An 18,218-nucleotide genomic window follows, 5' to 3' on the forward strand; every position below is an offset into this window, starting at 1 on the left:
TTTTTGGCCCGATTAGTTCAATTTTTGACCGTCACAAATCGAACCTTTCTAGGAGGCCCTATGCAACTTCTCCACGTCGATTCGAGCATCCTCGGCGCCAACTCCGCCAGCCGGCAGCTCACGGCCGATGTCGTCGAGGCGGAACGTCGACTCGTTCCCGGGTTGACGGTCGTCTATCGAGACGTGGCCAGCGAACCGTTCGGTCACATCTCGGGCGCCCACCTCGGGGCGGCGCAGGGGAGTGGCCTGGAGTTGCCGGACGACTTGAAGCGTGACGTCGCGTCCGGGCTGGCGGCGCTGGAAGAGTTCCTCGCGTCGGACATCGTCGTCGTCGGTGCGCCGATGTACAACTTCGCGATCCCGAGCCAGCTCAAGTCGTGGATCGACCGCATCACCGTCGCCGGTCGCACCTTTCGTTACGGACCGCAGGGCGCCGAAGGGCTGGCGGGGGGCAAGAAATTGATCATTGTCTCCACGCGAGGCGGTCGATACGTCGACAATTCTCCGATGGCGTTGTTCGACCACCAGGAGACTTATCTCAAGAGCCTGTTCGGCTTCCTCGGCATCACCGACGTCTCAGTCGTGCGGGCCGAGGGCCTGGCCATGGGCGACAACAGGGCCGCGTCGCTCGAAGCCGCCCATTCGGCGATTGCCGCGTTGGCCTGAAAACCCGCGCACTCCGCGAGATCTTGTCGAGGACCCACCACAAAGGCACAAAGAGGCCCGGCAAAAGGTCCGAAAGGTCTTTCCCCTTCTCAGCATTCTCTTCGTTGTACCTTTGTGGTGAAGAGCTCTTCATACCCTCGACAACAGTTCCCGGATTTTTCTCAACAACCGACGCCCCCTACTTGTGAGAATGGGAATCCTGGCGTAAGACCCCGACGCACGAGGGCTTCGGCCGGAGGATCCCATGGCTCCCGAAACCGGACCGACGCCCGAATCGCGGGCGGAGACCGTCACGGCGAACGTGACCCTGAACCTGGCGGGCACTCCGATGTCGGCCGAGATCACGGTCCCGACGAGTGCATTTCCGTTGCAACTGCTCATGCCGACCTTCCGGTCGCTCGCCGAGGCGATCATCGACCAGTCGGTCGAGCGGGTCAAAGCCGAAGGGTTGACGGTCTCCTGCCGGAGCAGGTGCGGGGCCTGCTGCCGACAGCTTGTGCCGATCAGCGAGGTCGAGGCGCGGATGATCCGCGATATGGTCGAGGAATTCCCCGAACCCCGACGCTCTCAGATCCAGGAACGTTTCGCGGAGGCCCGTCGTCGCCTCGACTCGAGCGGCCTCCTCGTGAAGCTTTTGAACCCCGAGGCGTTCTCGGACGAGGAACTCCGGCCGTTCGCGCTCGAGTATTTCGCCCAGGGGATCGCGTGTCCGTTCCTGGAGGACGAGTCGTGCTCGATCTACGAGGAACGGCCGATCGCCTGCCGCGAATACCTCGTGACTTCGCCCGTCGCGAACTGCTCGAACCCGAATCCGGAGTCCGTCCACTGCGTCCCGCTCGCCGCCAAGGCGTCTCGGGCCCTCTCGAGGATCGGCGAGGATCCGACGAAACGGTTCATCCGCTGGGTCCCGCTCATCGTCGCGCTCGACTGGGCCGAACACCACCCCGACGACCTCCCCCCACGTCCCGGCCCCGACTGGCTCCGCGAGTTCTTCGAGCGCCTGACCGGCCGGGAGATCCCGAAGTCGCCCTCGTCTGAAGCCGTCGATGACGAATCGGGTGCGACCCAAAGATCCCTATAGATTCGTTGACAGGACAGAAGGTTTGTGCGACTTGCGTGAAGGGCGCGACGTGTGCGCTTGAAGTGCGACTCCGTATCCCTTAAGCTCGCGCGGCGGTCGAACGAAAGTCGACGATCTTCAAACACGCGAGTAGATCTCCATGTTGAACCTCTCCAGGCTTCACGAGGCCGTCCGCAGCGAGGGCGGGATCAGTCGGCGGCTCTTCCTCGCCTATGGAGCAACCCTTTCGTCGCTGCCGATGCTCGCGGGAAGGACCGAGGGCGCGGCCCTGCGTCGGGTCTCGTTTGCGTCCGACCCGTTCACCCTGGGCGTTGCCTCGGGCGACCCGGACGGCTCGGGCTTCGTGCTCTGGACCCGCCTCGCCCCTAAGCCGCTCGAGCCGGGAGGGGGCGTCGTCGCGGAGCCGATCGAGGTCCAGTGGGAGATCGCCGGGGATGAGGCGATGAAGGGCGTGGTCAAGCGTGGGGCTGCCCTCGCGACCCCGCAGCTCGGGCACTCGGTCCACGTCGAGGTCGAGGGACTCGAGCCCGATCGCTGGTACTGGTACCGGTTCCGCGCCGGCGACGCCGAGAGCCGGATCGGCCGGGCCCGGACGTTCCCCTCGGCTTCGAGCCTCCCCGACCGGCTTCGTTTCGCGTTCGCCTCGTGCCAGCACTACGAGACCGGCCTGTACACCGCTTATGAGCACATGGCGAAGGACGAGCTCGACCTGGTGTTCCACCTGGGCGATTACATCTACGAGGATGGTGGCCTGGAGGGGCGCGTCCGCAAGCACGTCGGTAAGGAAATCACCAGCCTCGACGACTATCGGATCCGGTACGCGCAATACCGTTCCGACCCGCTGCTCCAGGGGGCGCACGCCCGTTGCCCCTGGGTCGTCACGTGGGACGACCACGAGGTCGACAACAACTACGCCGGCGAGATCTCCGAGCATAAAGGGGTCGGCCCCGCCGAGTTGCTCGCCCGTCGCGCGAACGCCTACCAGGCCTACTACGAGGTCATGCCCCTCCGCCGACGCTCGCTGCCCAGGGGGCCGCACATGCGGCTCTACCGCAAGCTCTCCTACGGCCGCCTGGCCGAGCTGCTCGTGCTCGACACTCGGCAGTTCCGGTCCGATCAGCCGAACGGCGATAAGGCCTCGGAGCTGAACGAGGCCGCCCTCGACCCCAAGAGCACCATGCTCGGCGCCGAGCAAGAAGGGTGGCTCAAGGCCGCGCTGCTCGAGTCGGAGGGGACGTGGAACGTCCTCGCCCAGCAGGTGATGATGGGGATGGTCGACCGTGGCGCGGGCGAAACCCATCGTTACTCGATGGACCAGTGGCCGGGCTACGCCCACGAAAGGATGGAGCTCGTCCGGTTCCTGGCCGAGCGGCGGATCCCAAACCCCGTCGTGCTCACGGGCGACATCCACACCAACTGGGTCAACGACCTCCGCGTCGACGACCGCAAGGCCGACACCCCCATCGTGGCCACCGAGTTCGTCGGCACGTCGATCTCGAGCGGGGGCGACGGGAACGCCGAGCCGAAATACCTGCCCGCACTCCTCGCCGAGAACCCGTTCGTCCGCTTCCACAACGCCCAGCGCGGCTACGTACGCTGCACCGTCACCCCCGAATCCTGGAAGAGTGACTACGTGGTCGTCGAGAACGTCACGACCCCCGGCGCCCCCGCCGTGACCAAAGGCTCGTTCGTCGTCGAAACCGGCAAGCCCGGTGCCCAGAAGTCCTAGCCACCAAACTCGATCGATCCGCAGATGGCACAGATTGACGCAGATAAAAAGAAAGAAAATCTTCAATTTCATCGGCGTCAATACGCGGATCGATCCCATCCTTCTCTTACAATTGTAATCCCGAACCGCTAGACTGGCTCCCGATCGTGATCGCCGGAGCTCGCGAGGGGGAGTGGCCATGTTCCGAAGGGCGGCTGTCCGGAAGGCACGCACCTTGAGCTTGCGGGGCTTGATGGTCCTGGTGCTGATCGTCGGCGGCGGGATGGGCTGGGTTGCGGAACGAGCGCACAGTCGGCGGCGGGACGTGGAAGCCATCACCGCCGCGAAGGGGACGCCCTACTTCGATTTTCGGTATCGAGCGGGAGTGTTCATCCCATCGGGGACGTCGTGGGTCCCTAAGTGGCTGGCCCGTTACGTCGGGACCGAGTTCTTTCACGACGTAACGCGGGTCGTGAGATTGGAGGGCACCCGAAGCGATCTTGATGCGGCCCGAAGGGCGTGGCAGGCGATCGGCCGATTCCACCGGTTGGAAAGCCTGGTGGCCGTCGACCCGCCCCCGGGGACGACCCTTTCGGGGCTGGATCGCCTCTCGCAACTCAGGGTGACGATGAACGGCCCGGCCACGAACTCCCCAATCCGCCTGCGCTCGTTGCCGGCCCTGCGCGAGATCTTCCTGAATGGACCTGGGGTGACCGACGAGGTCGTCCGCGAGTTGGCACACCTGACGTCCTTGCGAGAGATCCGGCTCGAGACTACGAACGTCACCGACGCCGGCCTCGCTCACCTCTCGGGCTTGCGTGAACTCGAGTGCCTGTGGGTCGACCACGCCTTCGTCACGGACGAGGGGCTTTCGCACCTGGCCTCGCTCCCGAAGCTCGAGATTCTCGACCTCAACGGAAACTCGGGTGTCACGGATCTTGGGATGAAAATCCTGTCCAAGAATGCACCCGGCCTGACGAACCTGATGGTCGGCGAGACCGGTGTGACCGACGTCGGCCTGGCCGAGTTGAAAGGGCTTCCCAGGCTCGACGGCGTCCAGGCGGAGGGGCAGGGGGCGAAACTCACCGACGTGGGAGTGGCATCGCTCTCGACGATTCCCGGGCTCGAAGTCTTGAACCTCCGGGGGAGTGCCCTGACAGATGACGGCATCGCCCGACTCAAGGCCCTGAAGAAGCTCCGGTGGTTGCAAGTCAGTGACACGGCGATCACCGACGAGGGTGTCGCAATGCTTGGCGAAATCCCGACTCTCCGTTGGCTGAATCTGAACGGTACCGAGGTGACGGATGCCGGACTATCCAGCGTGATGAACCTCACAAGTCTGGAGCATCTCTATCTGGATGGGACAGCCATCACCGATGTGGGCCTATTCCGACTCGCTAAACTGCGATTCCTCAAGCTCCTCACGCTGAACGGCATCCAGGCCAGCCCCGAAGCCGTAGCCGACCTCAAGGGGTTCCTCCCGCCGACGACTCGGATCCAGGCTGGAAACCCGATCGCCGCGAAGAAATTCATGAAGAAAACCCCGGCGGTCTCGCCCTCTCCCCCGAAGTCCTGATCGAGTCCAGGCCGAAGCGAAAGCGCTCTGGCGCCGGAATTGCAAGACAACGTCCTCGTAAGCTCGCAGTCCGACGGCCTTTGCTATCGGGCGGCAGGCGGCATACCGACTTGGTCGTCGGGGGCCGAGTCCCTGGTCGCGGAGTCGGTGCGAAGGCCTGTCGCTCGGCGTCGGGCTTCGCTCGCGCCGTGACCTGGGGAGGCTTTCGACTCCCCGCACGGTGACTCCGAGGAAGGTGGCGACACGCCGACATCGGGCGATGGTCGCCGGGTTCGTCCCGGTCGACATGGGAACCCTCGTGCGTACGAATACGAAATCGACCAGGCCGATTTTCGGCCGCTGTTGAGGGATTCATGAGCGTGGGTCCGAAGACGACGCAGCCTCAAGGTCAGGTGGCAACCGGGATTCGGGGACTCGACGACATCCTTGCGGGTGGCCTCAACCCAAACAGTGTCTATCTCATCGAGGGTTCACCGGGCGCCGGCAAGACGACGCTCGCGATCCAATTCCTGCTCGAGGGCGTGCGAACCGGCGAGCAGGGGATTTACGTCACGCTCTCGGAAACAAGTGCCGAGCTCACCTCGGCCGCGAAGTCGCATGGTTGGTCGCTCGAAGGGATCAACCTCCTCGATCTCGTCGCGACCGAAGCGGAGTTGGACGGCGACAATCAGTATGCGATGTTCGAGGCGTCCGAGGTCGAGCTCAACGTCACGACCAAGGCCATCATTTCGGAAGTGGAGCGAGTCAAGCCTCGCCGGGTGGTCATCGACTCGCTCTCGGAGATGCGGCTCCTGGCCATGAGGCCGCTGCGGTACCGTCGGCAGATCCTGGCCCTCAAGCAGTTTTTCACCGGCCGGGAATGCACGGTCCTCCTGCTCGACGACCTGACCTCCGAGTCGGATGACCCCCAACTTCAGAGCATCGTCCAAGGGGTGATCGACCTGGAGCAACTCCTCCCCGAATACGGGGCCGAACGGCGGAGGCTGAGGATCGCCAAGCTCCGAGGTCAGAAGTATCGGGGTGGGTACCACGACTTCGTGATCGAACGGGGTGGTCTCCAGGTCTTCCCGAGACTGGTCGCGGCCGAACATCTCCGACCCTTGACGAGGGGATTGCTCAAGAGCGGCAATGTGCAGCTCGATGCGCTCTTCGGTGACGGTCTTCCGTACGGGACGAGCACCGTGCTCATGGGCCCGGCCGGGAGCGGGAAGTCGACATTGACCCTCCAATACGCAATCACGGCGGCCCAGAGGGGCGAGCGTGCGGCGATCTTCGCGTTCGACGAGCGACTGGAAACGATCCGCGAGCGGGCTTCGGGGCTGGGTATGGACCTCTCGACGGAGCTCGATTCCGGCAGGGTCACCGTCCATCCGGTCAACACGGCGGAACTCTCTCCCGGGCAACTGGCTCATTACCTTCGCGCAGCGGCCGAGGGGACCGACGGCAGCCCGAGGGCCCGGATTATCGTGATCGACAGCCTTAACGGTTATCTGAATTCCATGCCGGAAGAGCGCGTGCTCCTCTCCCAGCTCCACGAGGTCCTGACGTATCTCGGGCACTTGGGCGTCGTGACTTTCTTGGTCGTCGCCCAGCACGGGGTGGTCGGGTCGCGGATGGATACGCCGATCGACACGACATATCTCGCCGACACGGTCGTGTTGTTCCGGTACTTCGAGGCGATGGGAGAGGTGAGGCAAGCCCTCTCGGTGATCAAGAAGCGAAGCGGGCCGCACGAGCGAACGATCCGCGAGCTCAAGCTCGACCACCAGGGCCTGAACGTCGGGCCCCCGCTGCGCGAGTTCCAGGGCGTCCTGGCGGGGACGCCGACCTATTTCGGGCCGGCACGGCCACTGATGGGCAGGACCGATGCCGAGTAACGAGCCGACACCGGAAATGGAGATGCGGGTCCTGCTGCTCGCACCGACCGCAAAAGATGCCGGGGCGGCGGCCAAGATCTTCGCCGCCTACGGGATTTCTTCGGTGAACTGCGAGGATCTTGACGCACTCTGTCTCAGGATTGCCGAGGGCGCAGGCGCCGCGGTCGTCCCCGAGGAGGCGATCCTGAACTCGCGAGGCGCGACGCTCGCGGGAATCCTGAGGGAGCAGCCCGCCTGGTCCGATTTCCCGCTCATCGTCCTCACGGCGCGTCGCGATTGGTCGACCGGGTCGGTGCCCGATCTCGAGGCCATCGGACATACCACCCTCGTCCGCAGACCGGTCGAGGTTGCGGCCCTCGCAAGCACCATCCGCGCCGCCCTCCGCGATCGCCGACGGCAGTACGCCATGCGAGACCACCTGGAGGAACGCGAGCGGCAAGCCAATGCCCTCCGGGCCAGCGAGGAGCGACTCTCGTTCGCGCTCGAGGCCGGGAACCTCGGGGCCTGGCAGCTCGACCTCACTTCGGGCGTGATGCAGTGTTCGCCCGTCTCCCGGCGGAATTTCGCCTTCTCGACCGACGGCGAACTCTCGCGAAGGGAATTGCTCAGGGTGGCCCACTCCGCCGACCGCCCCCGGATCGCCGAGGCCCTGGAACGGGGACCCGGGAACGATCCCGACCCCGAGCTCGACCTCGAATACCGGACGGTCTGGCCCGACGGCTCGACCCACTGGGTCATGCTCCGCGGCCGCGTCGTCCACGAGGACGGCGAAGGGCCGCCGAACCGCATGGTCGGGGTGAACCTCGACATCACCGAATCGAAACGCATCGAGGAGGACCTCCGCGACGCGCGGGGTCGGCTCGAGTCGGCCCTCGCGGCCGGGGAGATCGCCACCTGGACCTGGGACATCCAGGACGACCGGGTCGTCGCCGACGTTGGCCTGGCGAGACAGTTCTCGGTCTCCCCCGAGGACGCGGCCGGCGGCCCGCTCGCAAACTACCTCAAGGCGATCCATTCGGACGATCGCGACAAGGTCGCTCGCGCCATCGACCGGTCGATCTCCACGGGCAAGCCGTTCGACCTCGAGTATCGCCTCGTCACTCCGGACGGCTCGAACCGCTGGGTCGTCGCCCGAGGGAAAGTCGACTCTGACGCGACGGGCCTCCCGATCAGCCTTTCCGGAGCGATGGTCGACATCACCGAGCTGAAGAATGCCTACGAGGATCGCGCCCGGGTGACCGCCGAGTCCGACCGCCAGCGCCGAGTCTTCGAGGCCGCGCTCTCGAGCACCCCGGACCTGATCTACGTCTTCGACCTCGACGGGCGGTTCTCATACGCCAACGAGGCCCTCCTCCGGATGTGGGGCCGCACCTGGGACGACTCGATCGGCAAGAATTGCCTCGAGCTGGGATATCCCCCGTGGCACGCCACGATGCACGAGCGAGAGATCCGCCAGGTCGTCGAATCCCGCCGACCAATCAAAGGCGAAGTGCCCTTCACGGGGACGTACGGCACACGCATCTACGAATATATCTTCACTCCCGTTCTCGGGATCGGTGGCGAGGTCGAGGCGGTGGCCGGCTCGACGCGGGATGTCACCGATCGGAAGCAGGAGGAGACGCTCCTCGAGCAGCAAAAGCGAGTCCTGGAACTCATGGCGCAAGGGGCGGGGCTCCCCGAGGTCCTGGATGCCCTCTGCCGGATGGCCGAGGACCGGATGGAAGAGCACTGGCGGACCTCGGTGCTCCTGCTCGACCGCGACGGGCTCCACCTCAGGCACGGCGCAGCCCCGAGCCTGCCGGCCCAGTATCGCCGGGCGATCGACGGGATGACGATCGGCCCCTCGGCGGGCGCGTGCGGGACGGCCGCCTATCGCCGGGCCCCGGTCTCGACTACCGACATTGCCGGCGACCCGCTCTGGGCCGACTACGCGGCCCTCGCCCTCGCGCATGGGCTGCGATCCTGCTGGTCGCAGCCGATCCAGTCGAGCGACGGAGAGGTCCTGGGAACGGTTGCCATGTACCACGAAGAGTCGCGCGAGATCGGACCTCAGGACCTGAGGATGATCGACGTCGTCGGCCGCACCGCCGCGATCGCCATCGAGCGCAAACGGGCCGAGGAGGAGCGTGAGCAACTCCTCCAGGCGTCCCAGACGGCCCGGGCCGAGGCCGAGGCCGCGAACCGGATGAAGGACGAGTTCCTCGCGACCCTGAGCCACGAGCTCCGAACTCCCCTGAACGCGATCCTGGGATGGGCCAAGATCCTCCGCTCGGGCGCCGTCGACCAGGAAGACCTCGAGGAGGGCCTCGCGGCGATCGAGCGGAACTCGACCGCTCAGGCTCAGATCATCGAAGACCTGCTCGACATCTCCCGGATCGTCTCGGGGAACTTCCGCCTCGAGGTCCAGTCGGTCAACATTCCCGACATCATCGACGCGGCGATCGCCGCCGTCACCCCGGCCGCGACGGCGAAGGAAATCCGGATCCACAAACTCCTCGACTCGCTCGCCTCCCCCGTCTCCGGAGACCCGGCGCGATTGCAGCAAGTCATCTGGAATCTTCTCTCGAACGCCGTCAAATTCACCCCCAAGGGGGGCAAGGTCCAGATCCTCCTCGAGCGGGTCAACTCGCACATCGAGATCAGCGTCGTCGACACCGGCATGGGGATCAAGCCGGAATTCCTCCCCCACGTCTTCGATCGTTTTCGCCAGGCCGACTCGACGTCAACGAGACGACACGGCGGCCTCGGGCTCGGGCTCTCCATCGTCAAGCAGTTGATCGAGATGCACGGCGGGACAGTCCGGGCCAAGAGCCCCGGCGACGGTCATGGGTCCATGTTCACGGTCATGCTCCCGATCACGGTCGTCCACCCGAGCCACCCTGCATCCGGTCCCAATCGCCCGAAGCCCGCCGAGCCGGCCGCGGACGAGTGCGACGGCGGGACGCTCGAGGGTCTCAAGATCCTGGTCGTCGACGACGAGCCGGACGCACGCCAGCTCGTCCGGAAGGTCCTCCTCGGTGGCAATGCCCAGGTGAGGGTCGCCTCATCGGTGGACGAGGCGCTCACGCTCGTCGAGAGCTTCGCCCCCGACGTCATCGTTAGCGACGTAGGCATGCCGGATCGCGACGGTTATGATTTCATCAGGCAGGTAAGGAAGTCCCACGCCGCCAAGGACCTCCCCGCCGCCGCGCTCACCGCCTTCGCCCGGGTCGAGGACCGGAGGCGCGCACTGCTCGCCGGTTTTCAAACGCATGTAGCCAAGCCCGTGGACCCGGCCGAGCTGGTGGCGGTGGTGGCAAGCCTCGCCGGACGGACGGGCGCATCCTGAACCCTGGATAGCCTCGAGGAGGCCCACCCGATGAACGCTTCGGACGCAACCCGATCGGGCCGGCGGGTGCTGATCGTCGACGACAGCGTCGACACCGCGAAGATGATGAAGCTCTTGCTCAAGCGCGAGGGCTTCGACGCCCGGACCGCCTACGACGGCCCCCAGGCCATCGAGGTTTCGGCATCCTTCCAGCCCGAGATCGTGCTCCTCGACCTCACCCTTCCGGGCATGTCGGGCCAGGAAGTCGCCGCCGAACTCCGCAAGAACGAGGCCTCCGCCGACACCCTGATCGTCGCCATCTCCGGCTACGGCGACCGCGGCGTCCCCCCCGGCTTCGACCATCTGCTGGTCAAGCCGCTCGACCACGACGCACTGCTGAATCTCCTCGCCTCGACGAACTTCCCGGGATAGAGCGGTTAACGTTGAGTGGCCTCACTTTGATACAAGCCCGAAGCGCGAGCGAGTAAATCCTCCGCGATGTCCCGCGGTGGGATTCACTCGCTCGCGCTTCGGGCTTGTAAAATTCATTCCAAGACCCGTAGTCGGGCCCGTTTGAGTCCGGAACGGGCCCGACTCCCCGCCGAGTTATTCCGAGCTGTCGCAATAAAAAGGCGGGTGCTGCGAATCTCCAGACACGCGAGCGAGGTACAGGTCCTTGCGTCTCGATATGGTCGAGACGACGGGCACCGGAATCCCGAGGGAACGGCGCCATCCCCGACGAGCCTCGGCCCTGTCGAGAGTTCTAGGCCGGCCTCACGAGGGCTCGAGGAGAGAAACGGGCGATGAGTACGAGCGAGGCCCTCGACCAAACTCAGCCGCCGGTGCGTCATCACTCGTTGGACAGCCTGCGTGCGGTGATGATGCTCCTGGGGATCGCGATCCACGCGGTGCTCCCCTACCTGCCGCCAGAGCCCGGCAAAGAGTCGAAGCTCCCCTTCTACGACGAGAGTGCGGCGAATCTCGCCTATCTCCTCGTGGTCTTTTTCATCCATTCGTTCCGGATGCCGGTCTTCTTCGTGATGGCGGGCTTCTTCGCCGCCATGATGCAGGAACGACGGGGCACTCGGGCCCTCCTGTTTAACCGGTTCCAAAGGATCGTGGTCCCGTTCGCTGTCGGCTGGGTCATCCTCTTCCCGCTCCTCTCGGGGACGACCGCCTATTTCCAGGCGGGGGGCGGCTCCCAGGGGCGTCGCGAGGTCGTGACCGAATTCTTCCGAGGGCGGCTCTATCACGAGGCCAGCCCGATCCACCTCTGGTTCCTCTATTACCTGATCTTCCTCTACCCGCTTGCGCTGGGGGCCTCCGCCCTGTGGAGCCGGCTCGGGCCGGCGACCCGGGCCAGACTCGACGCCGGCTTCCGCCATACCCTGCAATCGCCGATCCGCCCCGTCTATTTCGCGATCCCGACCATGCTGACATACCTGTTGATGGTCACCGGATTGTTGGACACACCCGAGACGTTCAAGCCGTCCCTTGCGATCCTCTCGGCCTACGCCGTCTTCTTCTCCTTCGGCTGGATGCTCCACGCCCACGTCGACCTTCTGCCCAGACTCTCCCGGCACGCCTGGAAGTATGTCAATCTGGCGATGGTCCTATGGCCCCTGAGCACCTTCGCCATGGTCATGTATTTGATGGCAAAGCCCGGCTACGATCCCGTTGCCCATGCGCTCACGGTCATCTCGGGGGCTCTGACCACCTGGCTGTTCGTCTTCGGGATCACGGGGCTCTTCATCCGATACTTCAACCGATCGTTCGGCTGGATGCGTTACGTGACCGACGCGTCCTACTGGTGCTACCTGGCACACCTCCCGCTCTTGTTCTGGCTCGCCGCCATCCTGGCACCACTACCGTTCGCCTCGCCGGTCAAGGTTGTGCTGCTGATCGTGTTGGCGACGTCCTTGCTCCTCGTGGCTTATCACCACATGGTTCGCACGACATTCATCGGCGAGTGGCTCAACGGCCGGCGCCATCCCGGCCGCATCGCGAGCGTGGAGGAGAGGCTCCCCGAAGAGCCCAGGCTCGTAGGGGTTTCCTACCCCGTCGTCTCCGAGCAGCCGGGGTAGGCGACAACTCAGGCTTCGCTCAGGAGGCGGGCTGCTCCTTCTTCTCATCCAGATACCTGCCGATCTCCTCCGTCAGGGCGGCTTCCATCTGGACAACCTCAGGACCAAAATCCGAGGTTTCGAACAACTGGCGGATCTCGAGGGTGTCGCCCTCGGCGGCCGGGCAGCGCGAGGCCCATTCCATCGCCTCTTCCTTCGACTCGACCTGCCAGAGCCAGTATCCGCCGATCACCTCATTCGTCTCGGTAAAAGGCCCGTCGATCACCTTACCCTTCCCGCCCGAGAACGTAATCCGCGCCCCCTTCGACGTCGGGTGCAGCCCGTCGAGCGCGAGAAGGACGCCAGCCTTCGCCAGCTCCTCGTTGAATTTCATCATGGTGGCGATCGTCGCCTCGTCCGGCAGCACACCCGCTTCGTAGTCCTTGTTCCCTGGGATCACGAACACCATGAAACGCATCGTCGTCTCCCTTCCCTGTGGGACTTTCCGGGTCGAGGCCGTCCCCCTGCGGGCTCCCGCTCGCAAACCTCGGTTCTAATCACTGGTCGATCGGTCGGCCCGCGGATCGACACCGTTTCGCATTTTCTTTGGATACCCCACCGTCGGCTCTTGGGTGACAGACGCTCACTTTCTCGAAATCGACGTAGAGAAACGACTCGAACCGGCCGATCAGTTCTTTTGTTCAGGGAGGATCCGGGGGGTGATCGCCCAATGAGTGGGCAGGAGCCAGCCGTTTCGGGGGGCCCAGCGGGAACCCCAGCATGCGTCCCGTGCCTTCCCTCTTCCCAACCAAGTTCATGGAGGAACGTCCCGTGTGGAAGAAAGTTGTCCTGGGCGTAGTGGCCGTCGTGGTGGTGTTCGTCGTGGTGGTCGCCTTGCGACCCTCTCAATATAAGGTCGAGCGGTCGACCACGATCGCGGCCTCGCCCGCGGATGTGTTCACACAGGTCAACGACTTCCACGCGTGGGACGCCTGGTCGCCCTGGGCGAAGCTCGACCCGGCCTCGAAGTCGACCTTCTCCGGGTCATCCTCAGGCCAGGGGGCCGTCTTCGCCTGGGCGGGGAACGACAAGGTGGGCGTGGGGAAGATGACGCTGACCGAGAGCCATCCCAACGACCTGATCCGGATCCGGCTCGAGTTCATCGAGCCGTTTGCCGACACGGCCCAGACCGTGTTCACCTTCAAGCCAGAAGGCCCCCTGACCCGGGTGACCTGGACCATGTCGGGCCGGAGCAACTTCCTCGGCAAGGCCGTGTGCATGTTCATGAACATGGACAAGGTCGTCGGGGGCTCGTTCGAGGAAGGCCTCGTCCAGATGAAGTCGGTCGTCGAGGCCAAGGCCAGGACCACCTCCAACGACGCCCCGAAGGCCGTCACGGCCGGACGCCCCTCGAACGCTTCCTGAGCGACGCCCAGCGGCCGGAGAACGTGCTCCGGTTCGATTGATGAACGAAGGCGACCAAAACAACATGACGTCGACAATGCCTCCACACGATTGGGGCATTGTCGGCGTTTTTCATAGGTCTCGTCCCCCGACCCTCAATATGAGGTCGGGGACGATCCGCAGACGACTCAGATCGACATCGTTATAATCGAATGTTTTGGGATTTCATCTGTGCCCATCTGCGCCATCTGCGGATAGAAATGCCTTTTCGGGTCTGTCTTCCCTTGATGACTGGACTCAACCCGATCGCGGGTCTTTGAGAACAAGAGCTCGAGGGACAACCGCTCAGCGCGAAGCGCTCGGAGTCGACGCGGCGGGCTTGGCGGGCTTCCCATAAAAGTCAGCGAAGACGTTGTCGCGTTCCAGGGGGAGTTGGAAGCCGTCGGAGACGCGGGTCATGTACAGTCCTCGGCAGAGCCACCAGAAGGTAGACATGGCCTTGTCGGGGCCGAGGTCTTGCTCGAGGATCTTGTAGTCGGCCGCGGTGAGCTCCCAAGGGGTCTTGGTCAACTTCCGGGCATAGGCGTAGGCGTGCTGTTCGGCGGGCGGGAAGGCCGACCAGTCGTCGCTAGCCAGGCGCCTGGTCCGCTCGGCGACGGCGTCCTTGTCGAGCCCGGCAACCTCCAATAGCATTTCGCAGTGGCCCATGCAGTAGTTGCAGCGAATGCTCCGCGTCTGGATCCAGAAAAGGCTCTCCTCGAAGACGCGGTCAGGCTTCGCCTCGGCCCACATCGTTCGGGTCCCGACGCTCCAGGGGACCGCCAGTTCGGGGACGTAACCCGAGCATATGAGGTTCCAGACGATCCGGGTCGGGCGAGCGGCCAGGGCAGGGGGGAGGTTCTTCTTGACCTGTTCCCAGGCCGGGATCGGCAGTCGAGGCATCCGCGCTCGCTGTTTCTCGAGCCGGGCCTGGAGCTCGTCGAACGACAACTCGGACCACTCCGGATCGCGCTCGACCACGTTCGTGCCCGAGGTGAGCAGCTTCGGGAGCGCCGCCTGGACCGGGAGGATCGGCGTCGGCTGGAAGCTCTTCGGGTCGAACTTCACTTCGAGCGGCGGCAAGGGGCCGGTCGGCTCGATCGGAAGGTTCAGGCCAAGCACAACCCGATCCTGGAAGTTGCCGTAGGCGCAGAGGAGGACCATCGAGGCCACCCGCTTGTCGCCATACGTTGCGCGGAGCTTCGCGAACAGCTCATCAGGCACGGTCGGGGCCGCCACCGTCATCAGCCGGGCGAACTCGAGGGGCTCGCGGTCGGCCGAGGGCCAGGCGGCCGGGTCGCCGGTCAGGGCCTTCGCCGCAGCGTCATCGCCGCCGACGCGTTTCAGGTCGGCCAGGGCATACGCTTCGGAGTAGGCGCAACGGTTCGCGTGGGCGATCACCCAACGCATCTTGGCACGCAAGGCCGGGTCGAGAGGACTCTTGGTGCGATGCGCCAGGTCGAGCTCGAGCATCGTGGCCGCGGTGCGAGGCAACCGCGACGCGACGGCCAACGCCCAGCTCGGCAAGGGCTGGCCGCCGCCGGAAAGCGTAGGGGGCATCCGCTTCCAGCATTCGGCCTCGTCGAGCATGGGGACAGGCCTGGTCCCTTCGCCGGGAGCTGCCGCGACCACCGCCACGGGCAGGAGCACCGCTCCCAACGCGAGAAGGCTCCCCAGCATCTTGATGTCAAACATGATTTATTTCCTCGCAGAGATGGTTTCGAGCCGGCCCGGACACGCGGGTCGAGGCCGTGGCACGGGCGATGTCGGGTGTAAATGCCTGGAAAGGAAAGGAGCTCGCCGCCCACACCCAAGGTGGAGGCGGCGAGCCATTCTTCACAGCGGGGAGCGAAGCACGGTCCGCGTCGGCTCGAGGCTCACCGTGTATCGGACCTTCTGCCGGACCGCCTTGCCGCGGGGATCCTGGAGCCAGAGCTCGACGGGGATCGTCCGGTCGAAGCCCGCCGTCTGCGTGGCCTCGGCCACCTCGTACTTCGAGAGTTTGTACCCGGCCTTCCACGCCGGGTCGGACACGGTCGTGTCGGGTCGGTCGTTGGTCACTTCCTCGAGCGTCCGGCCCGCATGCCAGGCATCCAGGACCGTCACCAGCGCCTGCTTGGCCAGGTTGGGGTCCGCCTCCCTCAGGCCGTCGCCGCACCCGGCCAACACCGTTGCGAGCAGGATCAAGCCGTAGCGGCCGACGTTCTTGCGGGGACCTGTCGATTCCACGGGATCGTCTCCTCTCCAGGGATCAATACGCGTCCGCACTGACGACCTCGGACCCGTTCATCGAACCGATCGCTCGCCAGATCGACAGGTTGACCGATTCCTTGAGGAACCGGACGGAACCGTCGCAGAACGTCGCGTTGACGCCGCTCGGGTGGTAGCTGTTGGCCGAGTTCATGATCCGGCCCGGCGGGAAGATGCACGTCCGCTTGTTGGGGACGTTGACGTGGTTATACATCGCCGAGGTGCTCCCCGTGATCCAAGGGACCCCGCCGGTCGACAGGCCCTGGAACGAGAGGTTCGACACCTGGAACGACTGGCAGTCGGAGATGGCCCCGTCCGGGGTGGTGGGATGTGTCTGGGTCCAGAATGCGTCCGTCTTCTCGGTCGCGATCGCGTTCGACATGTCTCCCTTGCCCATCTCGCAGAAGGCCGTGGTGTTGCTGGTGCCGTCGGTGATGTCGGCGATCCTCGTCTTGCTGACCGGGAAGAATGGGCCGTTGAACGGGGGCAGGCTGGTGTTGAAGCCCCAGGGATCGCTCGCCCCGGCGACGAACTGGATCCCGTTCCCCGAGTTCGGCCGATAGTTCGTCCCGGCCTGCCCCGCCGGCAGACTGTTTTGCTTGTCGCTGGGGCAGAGGAAGGCGGTCACCACCGTGGCGATCACCGTGTTGTTGCCCAGGTCGGTGCGAATGATCCCGTAATTGATCATGTTGAACAGCGACGTCTGCTCCATGTAGGGCAGGAGCATGCTCAGACCCGAGTACGAGACCGGTGACGGGTAGCCGAAGCCCGGGGAGTCGAGCCCCATGCTCATCGGGAAGCAGTCCATCGAGTCGTGGTAGTTGTGGAGGGCGAGCCCGATCTGCTTGAGGTTGTTGACGCATTGCGTCCGGCGGGCCGCCTCGCGGGCCGCCTGCACGGCCGGGAGCAGCAGGGCGATCAGGACCGCGATGATCGCGATGACGACGAGGAGTTCGATCAAGGTGAAGGCAGAGCGATGCGTTTTCATCAGAATCTCCGTGAAGGGGGGTCGAAAGAGGGGATGAACGGAATGGCCGCGAAAACGCGGCGCGCACAATAGCCCGCGATCGCCCGACGATTGTCGAAACGATAAAAGATAAGAGCTCACGGATTCAGACACTTACATCATCAAATGAAACGACGGAGTCGGAGCATGAGCATCACATCGGTCCGAGCCCTGAGCTCGACCCGACGACCCCCCGGATCATTGGCACAGGCCAAACTCGGGAGGGAGAGCCAGTCCCGATCTGTGGGACCAGTCGACGAGAACCTTGGAAGGTTTATGAACGCCGATTGGGTCAGAAACCCGGTTATTGAGAAACTACCGGGTCTCGGGACAGCCATTGCGCCGCACGGACGACGGGCCGCGATCGGCGAGAGGGTGACGAGCCTGTTGAACGGGGACGACTGGCCGCTGTCGCGCAATCGGGAGAGATTGCGGGGCGACGACGAATCGCGACCGATCCAAGCCTCGGCAAGATGGCGGAATTAAGAGGGGCGGGGTGGGCGGTCGAGAGACAGGCCGACGTGGATCGGTTTCACGCGACAAGCTTCGAGAAGGCTTTGAAATGGCTGGGAAGGAGTCGGGAAGCTCGACGGGAGACAGCCCCACTGTTCGACGCGATCGGACGCGGTCGAGGTTGGGACCATCGGGATCGTTGGCATTCTCGAGCATGAGAGGCCGGCACAAGGCGAAGGTCGATCCGAGGGATTTCCCGAGCGATCGGCCGCCCCGAGACCTTCGAACTGCGCCAATCCCACCAGGGTTGCCGCATCGAGCGGACTCGGCTTCGAGACCGCGTGCCCGACGCATCCCGCCGACGAGGCCGTTGGCATGAGGAGGCCGGCCGCACAGAACGCGAGGAGCGTCCAGGCGTAGCGCCCGACCATTGGCCAACGGATCGACGGGTTCATCGGTGTATCAATCGTACGCAGCCGAGATTCATGGCCGCTGAAAGAGGAGAGACCGCTTCGTTGCGGAAATCCTTCGACGGATTAGAATACATCTGTTGCCTTTGGTTTGCAAGAACCCGCCGAGAAATCGATTCGACATCGCTCCGATGGTGTCGAGCATCCAAATTGGCCCCTTCGTGTCTTGGTCGCCGTTGCGATGGGACCTCTCACCCGAGCCAACCCAACCCGAAGACACCGGCGGTCGTCGGCGGAGCTTGGGGACCCATGAGTTCGCGGACGAACCCCGTGGCGGCCAAGTGCCCGGTCATGCCTTGATTCGGCGTATTCCGTGAC

Annotated in this window: 12 protein-coding genes and 1 pseudogene; 9 read left to right on the plus strand and 4 right to left on the minus strand. The window is 64.7% G+C overall.

Going from position 1 to position 18,218, the window contains the following annotated elements:
- Positions 1-60 precede the first annotated feature (60 nt).
- The 8 genes from ACYOEI_RS02470 (at position 61) to ACYOEI_RS02505 (ending at position 12,299) form a co-directional block, all read left to right on the plus strand.
- Positions 61-666, plus strand: coding sequence for an FMN-dependent NADH-azoreductase (locus tag ACYOEI_RS02470; RefSeq protein WP_462847683.1), 606 nt, complete (start codon positions 61-63; stop codon positions 664-666).
- A gap of 244 nt (positions 667-910) precedes the next feature.
- A complete protein-coding gene (locus tag ACYOEI_RS02475; protein ID WP_462847684.1) occupies positions 911-1,747 on the plus strand; it encodes a YkgJ family cysteine cluster protein in 837 nt (278 codons plus the stop codon).
- A gap of 139 nt (positions 1,748-1,886) precedes the next feature.
- Positions 1,887-3,476: an alkaline phosphatase D family protein gene (locus ACYOEI_RS02480; RefSeq protein WP_462847685.1), complete on the plus strand. Its 1,590-nt coding sequence runs from the start codon at positions 1,887-1,889 to the stop codon at positions 3,474-3,476.
- Between the two features lie 178 nt (positions 3,477-3,654).
- A complete protein-coding gene (locus tag ACYOEI_RS02485; protein WP_462847686.1) occupies positions 3,655-5,031 on the plus strand; it encodes a leucine-rich repeat domain-containing protein in 1,377 nt (458 codons plus the stop codon).
- Positions 5,032-5,384: 353 nt separating this feature from the next.
- Positions 5,385-6,908 carry an ATPase domain-containing protein gene (locus tag ACYOEI_RS02490; RefSeq protein WP_462847687.1) on the plus strand — a complete coding sequence of 508 codons (1,524 nt, stop codon included), beginning with the start codon at positions 5,385-5,387 and terminating at the stop codon, positions 6,906-6,908.
- 16 nt (positions 6,909-6,924) lie between these two features.
- Positions 6,925-10,236: an ATP-binding protein gene (locus ACYOEI_RS02495; protein ID WP_462847688.1), complete on the plus strand. Its 3,312-nt coding sequence runs from the start codon at positions 6,925-6,927 to the stop codon at positions 10,234-10,236.
- 30 nt (positions 10,237-10,266) lie between these two features.
- Positions 10,267-10,647: a response regulator gene (locus ACYOEI_RS02500; protein ID WP_462847689.1), complete on the plus strand. Its 381-nt coding sequence runs from the start codon at positions 10,267-10,269 to the stop codon at positions 10,645-10,647.
- Positions 10,648-11,018: 371 nt separating this feature from the next.
- Positions 11,019-12,299: an acyltransferase family protein gene (locus tag ACYOEI_RS02505; RefSeq protein ID WP_462847690.1), complete on the plus strand. Its 1,281-nt coding sequence runs from the start codon at positions 11,019-11,021 to the stop codon at positions 12,297-12,299.
- A 19-nt stretch (positions 12,300-12,318) separates the two neighbouring features.
- On the opposite strand, the gene ACYOEI_RS02510 is transcribed toward ACYOEI_RS02505, so the two are convergent.
- Positions 12,319-12,756 (minus strand): YciI family protein, encoded by a 438-nt coding sequence (locus ACYOEI_RS02510; protein ID WP_462847691.1) that lies wholly within the window; start codon positions 12,754-12,756, stop codon positions 12,319-12,321.
- 302 nt (positions 12,757-13,058) lie between these two features.
- Here ACYOEI_RS02510 and ACYOEI_RS02515 point away from each other — a divergent pair, with 302 nt between their 5' ends.
- Positions 13,059-13,703 carry an SRPBCC family protein gene (locus ACYOEI_RS02515; RefSeq protein ID WP_462847692.1) on the plus strand — a complete coding sequence of 215 codons (645 nt, stop codon included), beginning with the start codon at positions 13,059-13,061 and terminating at the stop codon, positions 13,701-13,703.
- Positions 13,704-14,027: 324 nt separating this feature from the next.
- Here the strand turns inward: ACYOEI_RS02515 and ACYOEI_RS02520 are convergent.
- The 3 genes and pseudogenes from ACYOEI_RS02520 to ACYOEI_RS02530 all read right to left on the minus strand — a co-directional run.
- Positions 14,028-15,329 (minus strand): annotated as a pseudogene (locus tag ACYOEI_RS02520) (carboxymuconolactone decarboxylase family protein); the annotation flags it as partial.
- Between the two features lie 228 nt (positions 15,330-15,557).
- Positions 15,558-15,950: a hypothetical protein gene (locus tag ACYOEI_RS02525; RefSeq protein ID WP_462847693.1), complete on the minus strand. Its 393-nt coding sequence runs from the start codon at positions 15,948-15,950 to the stop codon at positions 15,558-15,560.
- A gap of 22 nt (positions 15,951-15,972) precedes the next feature.
- Positions 15,973-16,959: a DUF1559 family PulG-like putative transporter gene (locus ACYOEI_RS02530; protein WP_462847694.1), complete on the minus strand. Its 987-nt coding sequence runs from the start codon at positions 16,957-16,959 to the stop codon at positions 15,973-15,975.
- Between the last annotated feature and the right edge of the window lie 1,259 nt (positions 16,960-18,218).

The organism is Singulisphaera rosea (assembly GCF_054877945.1).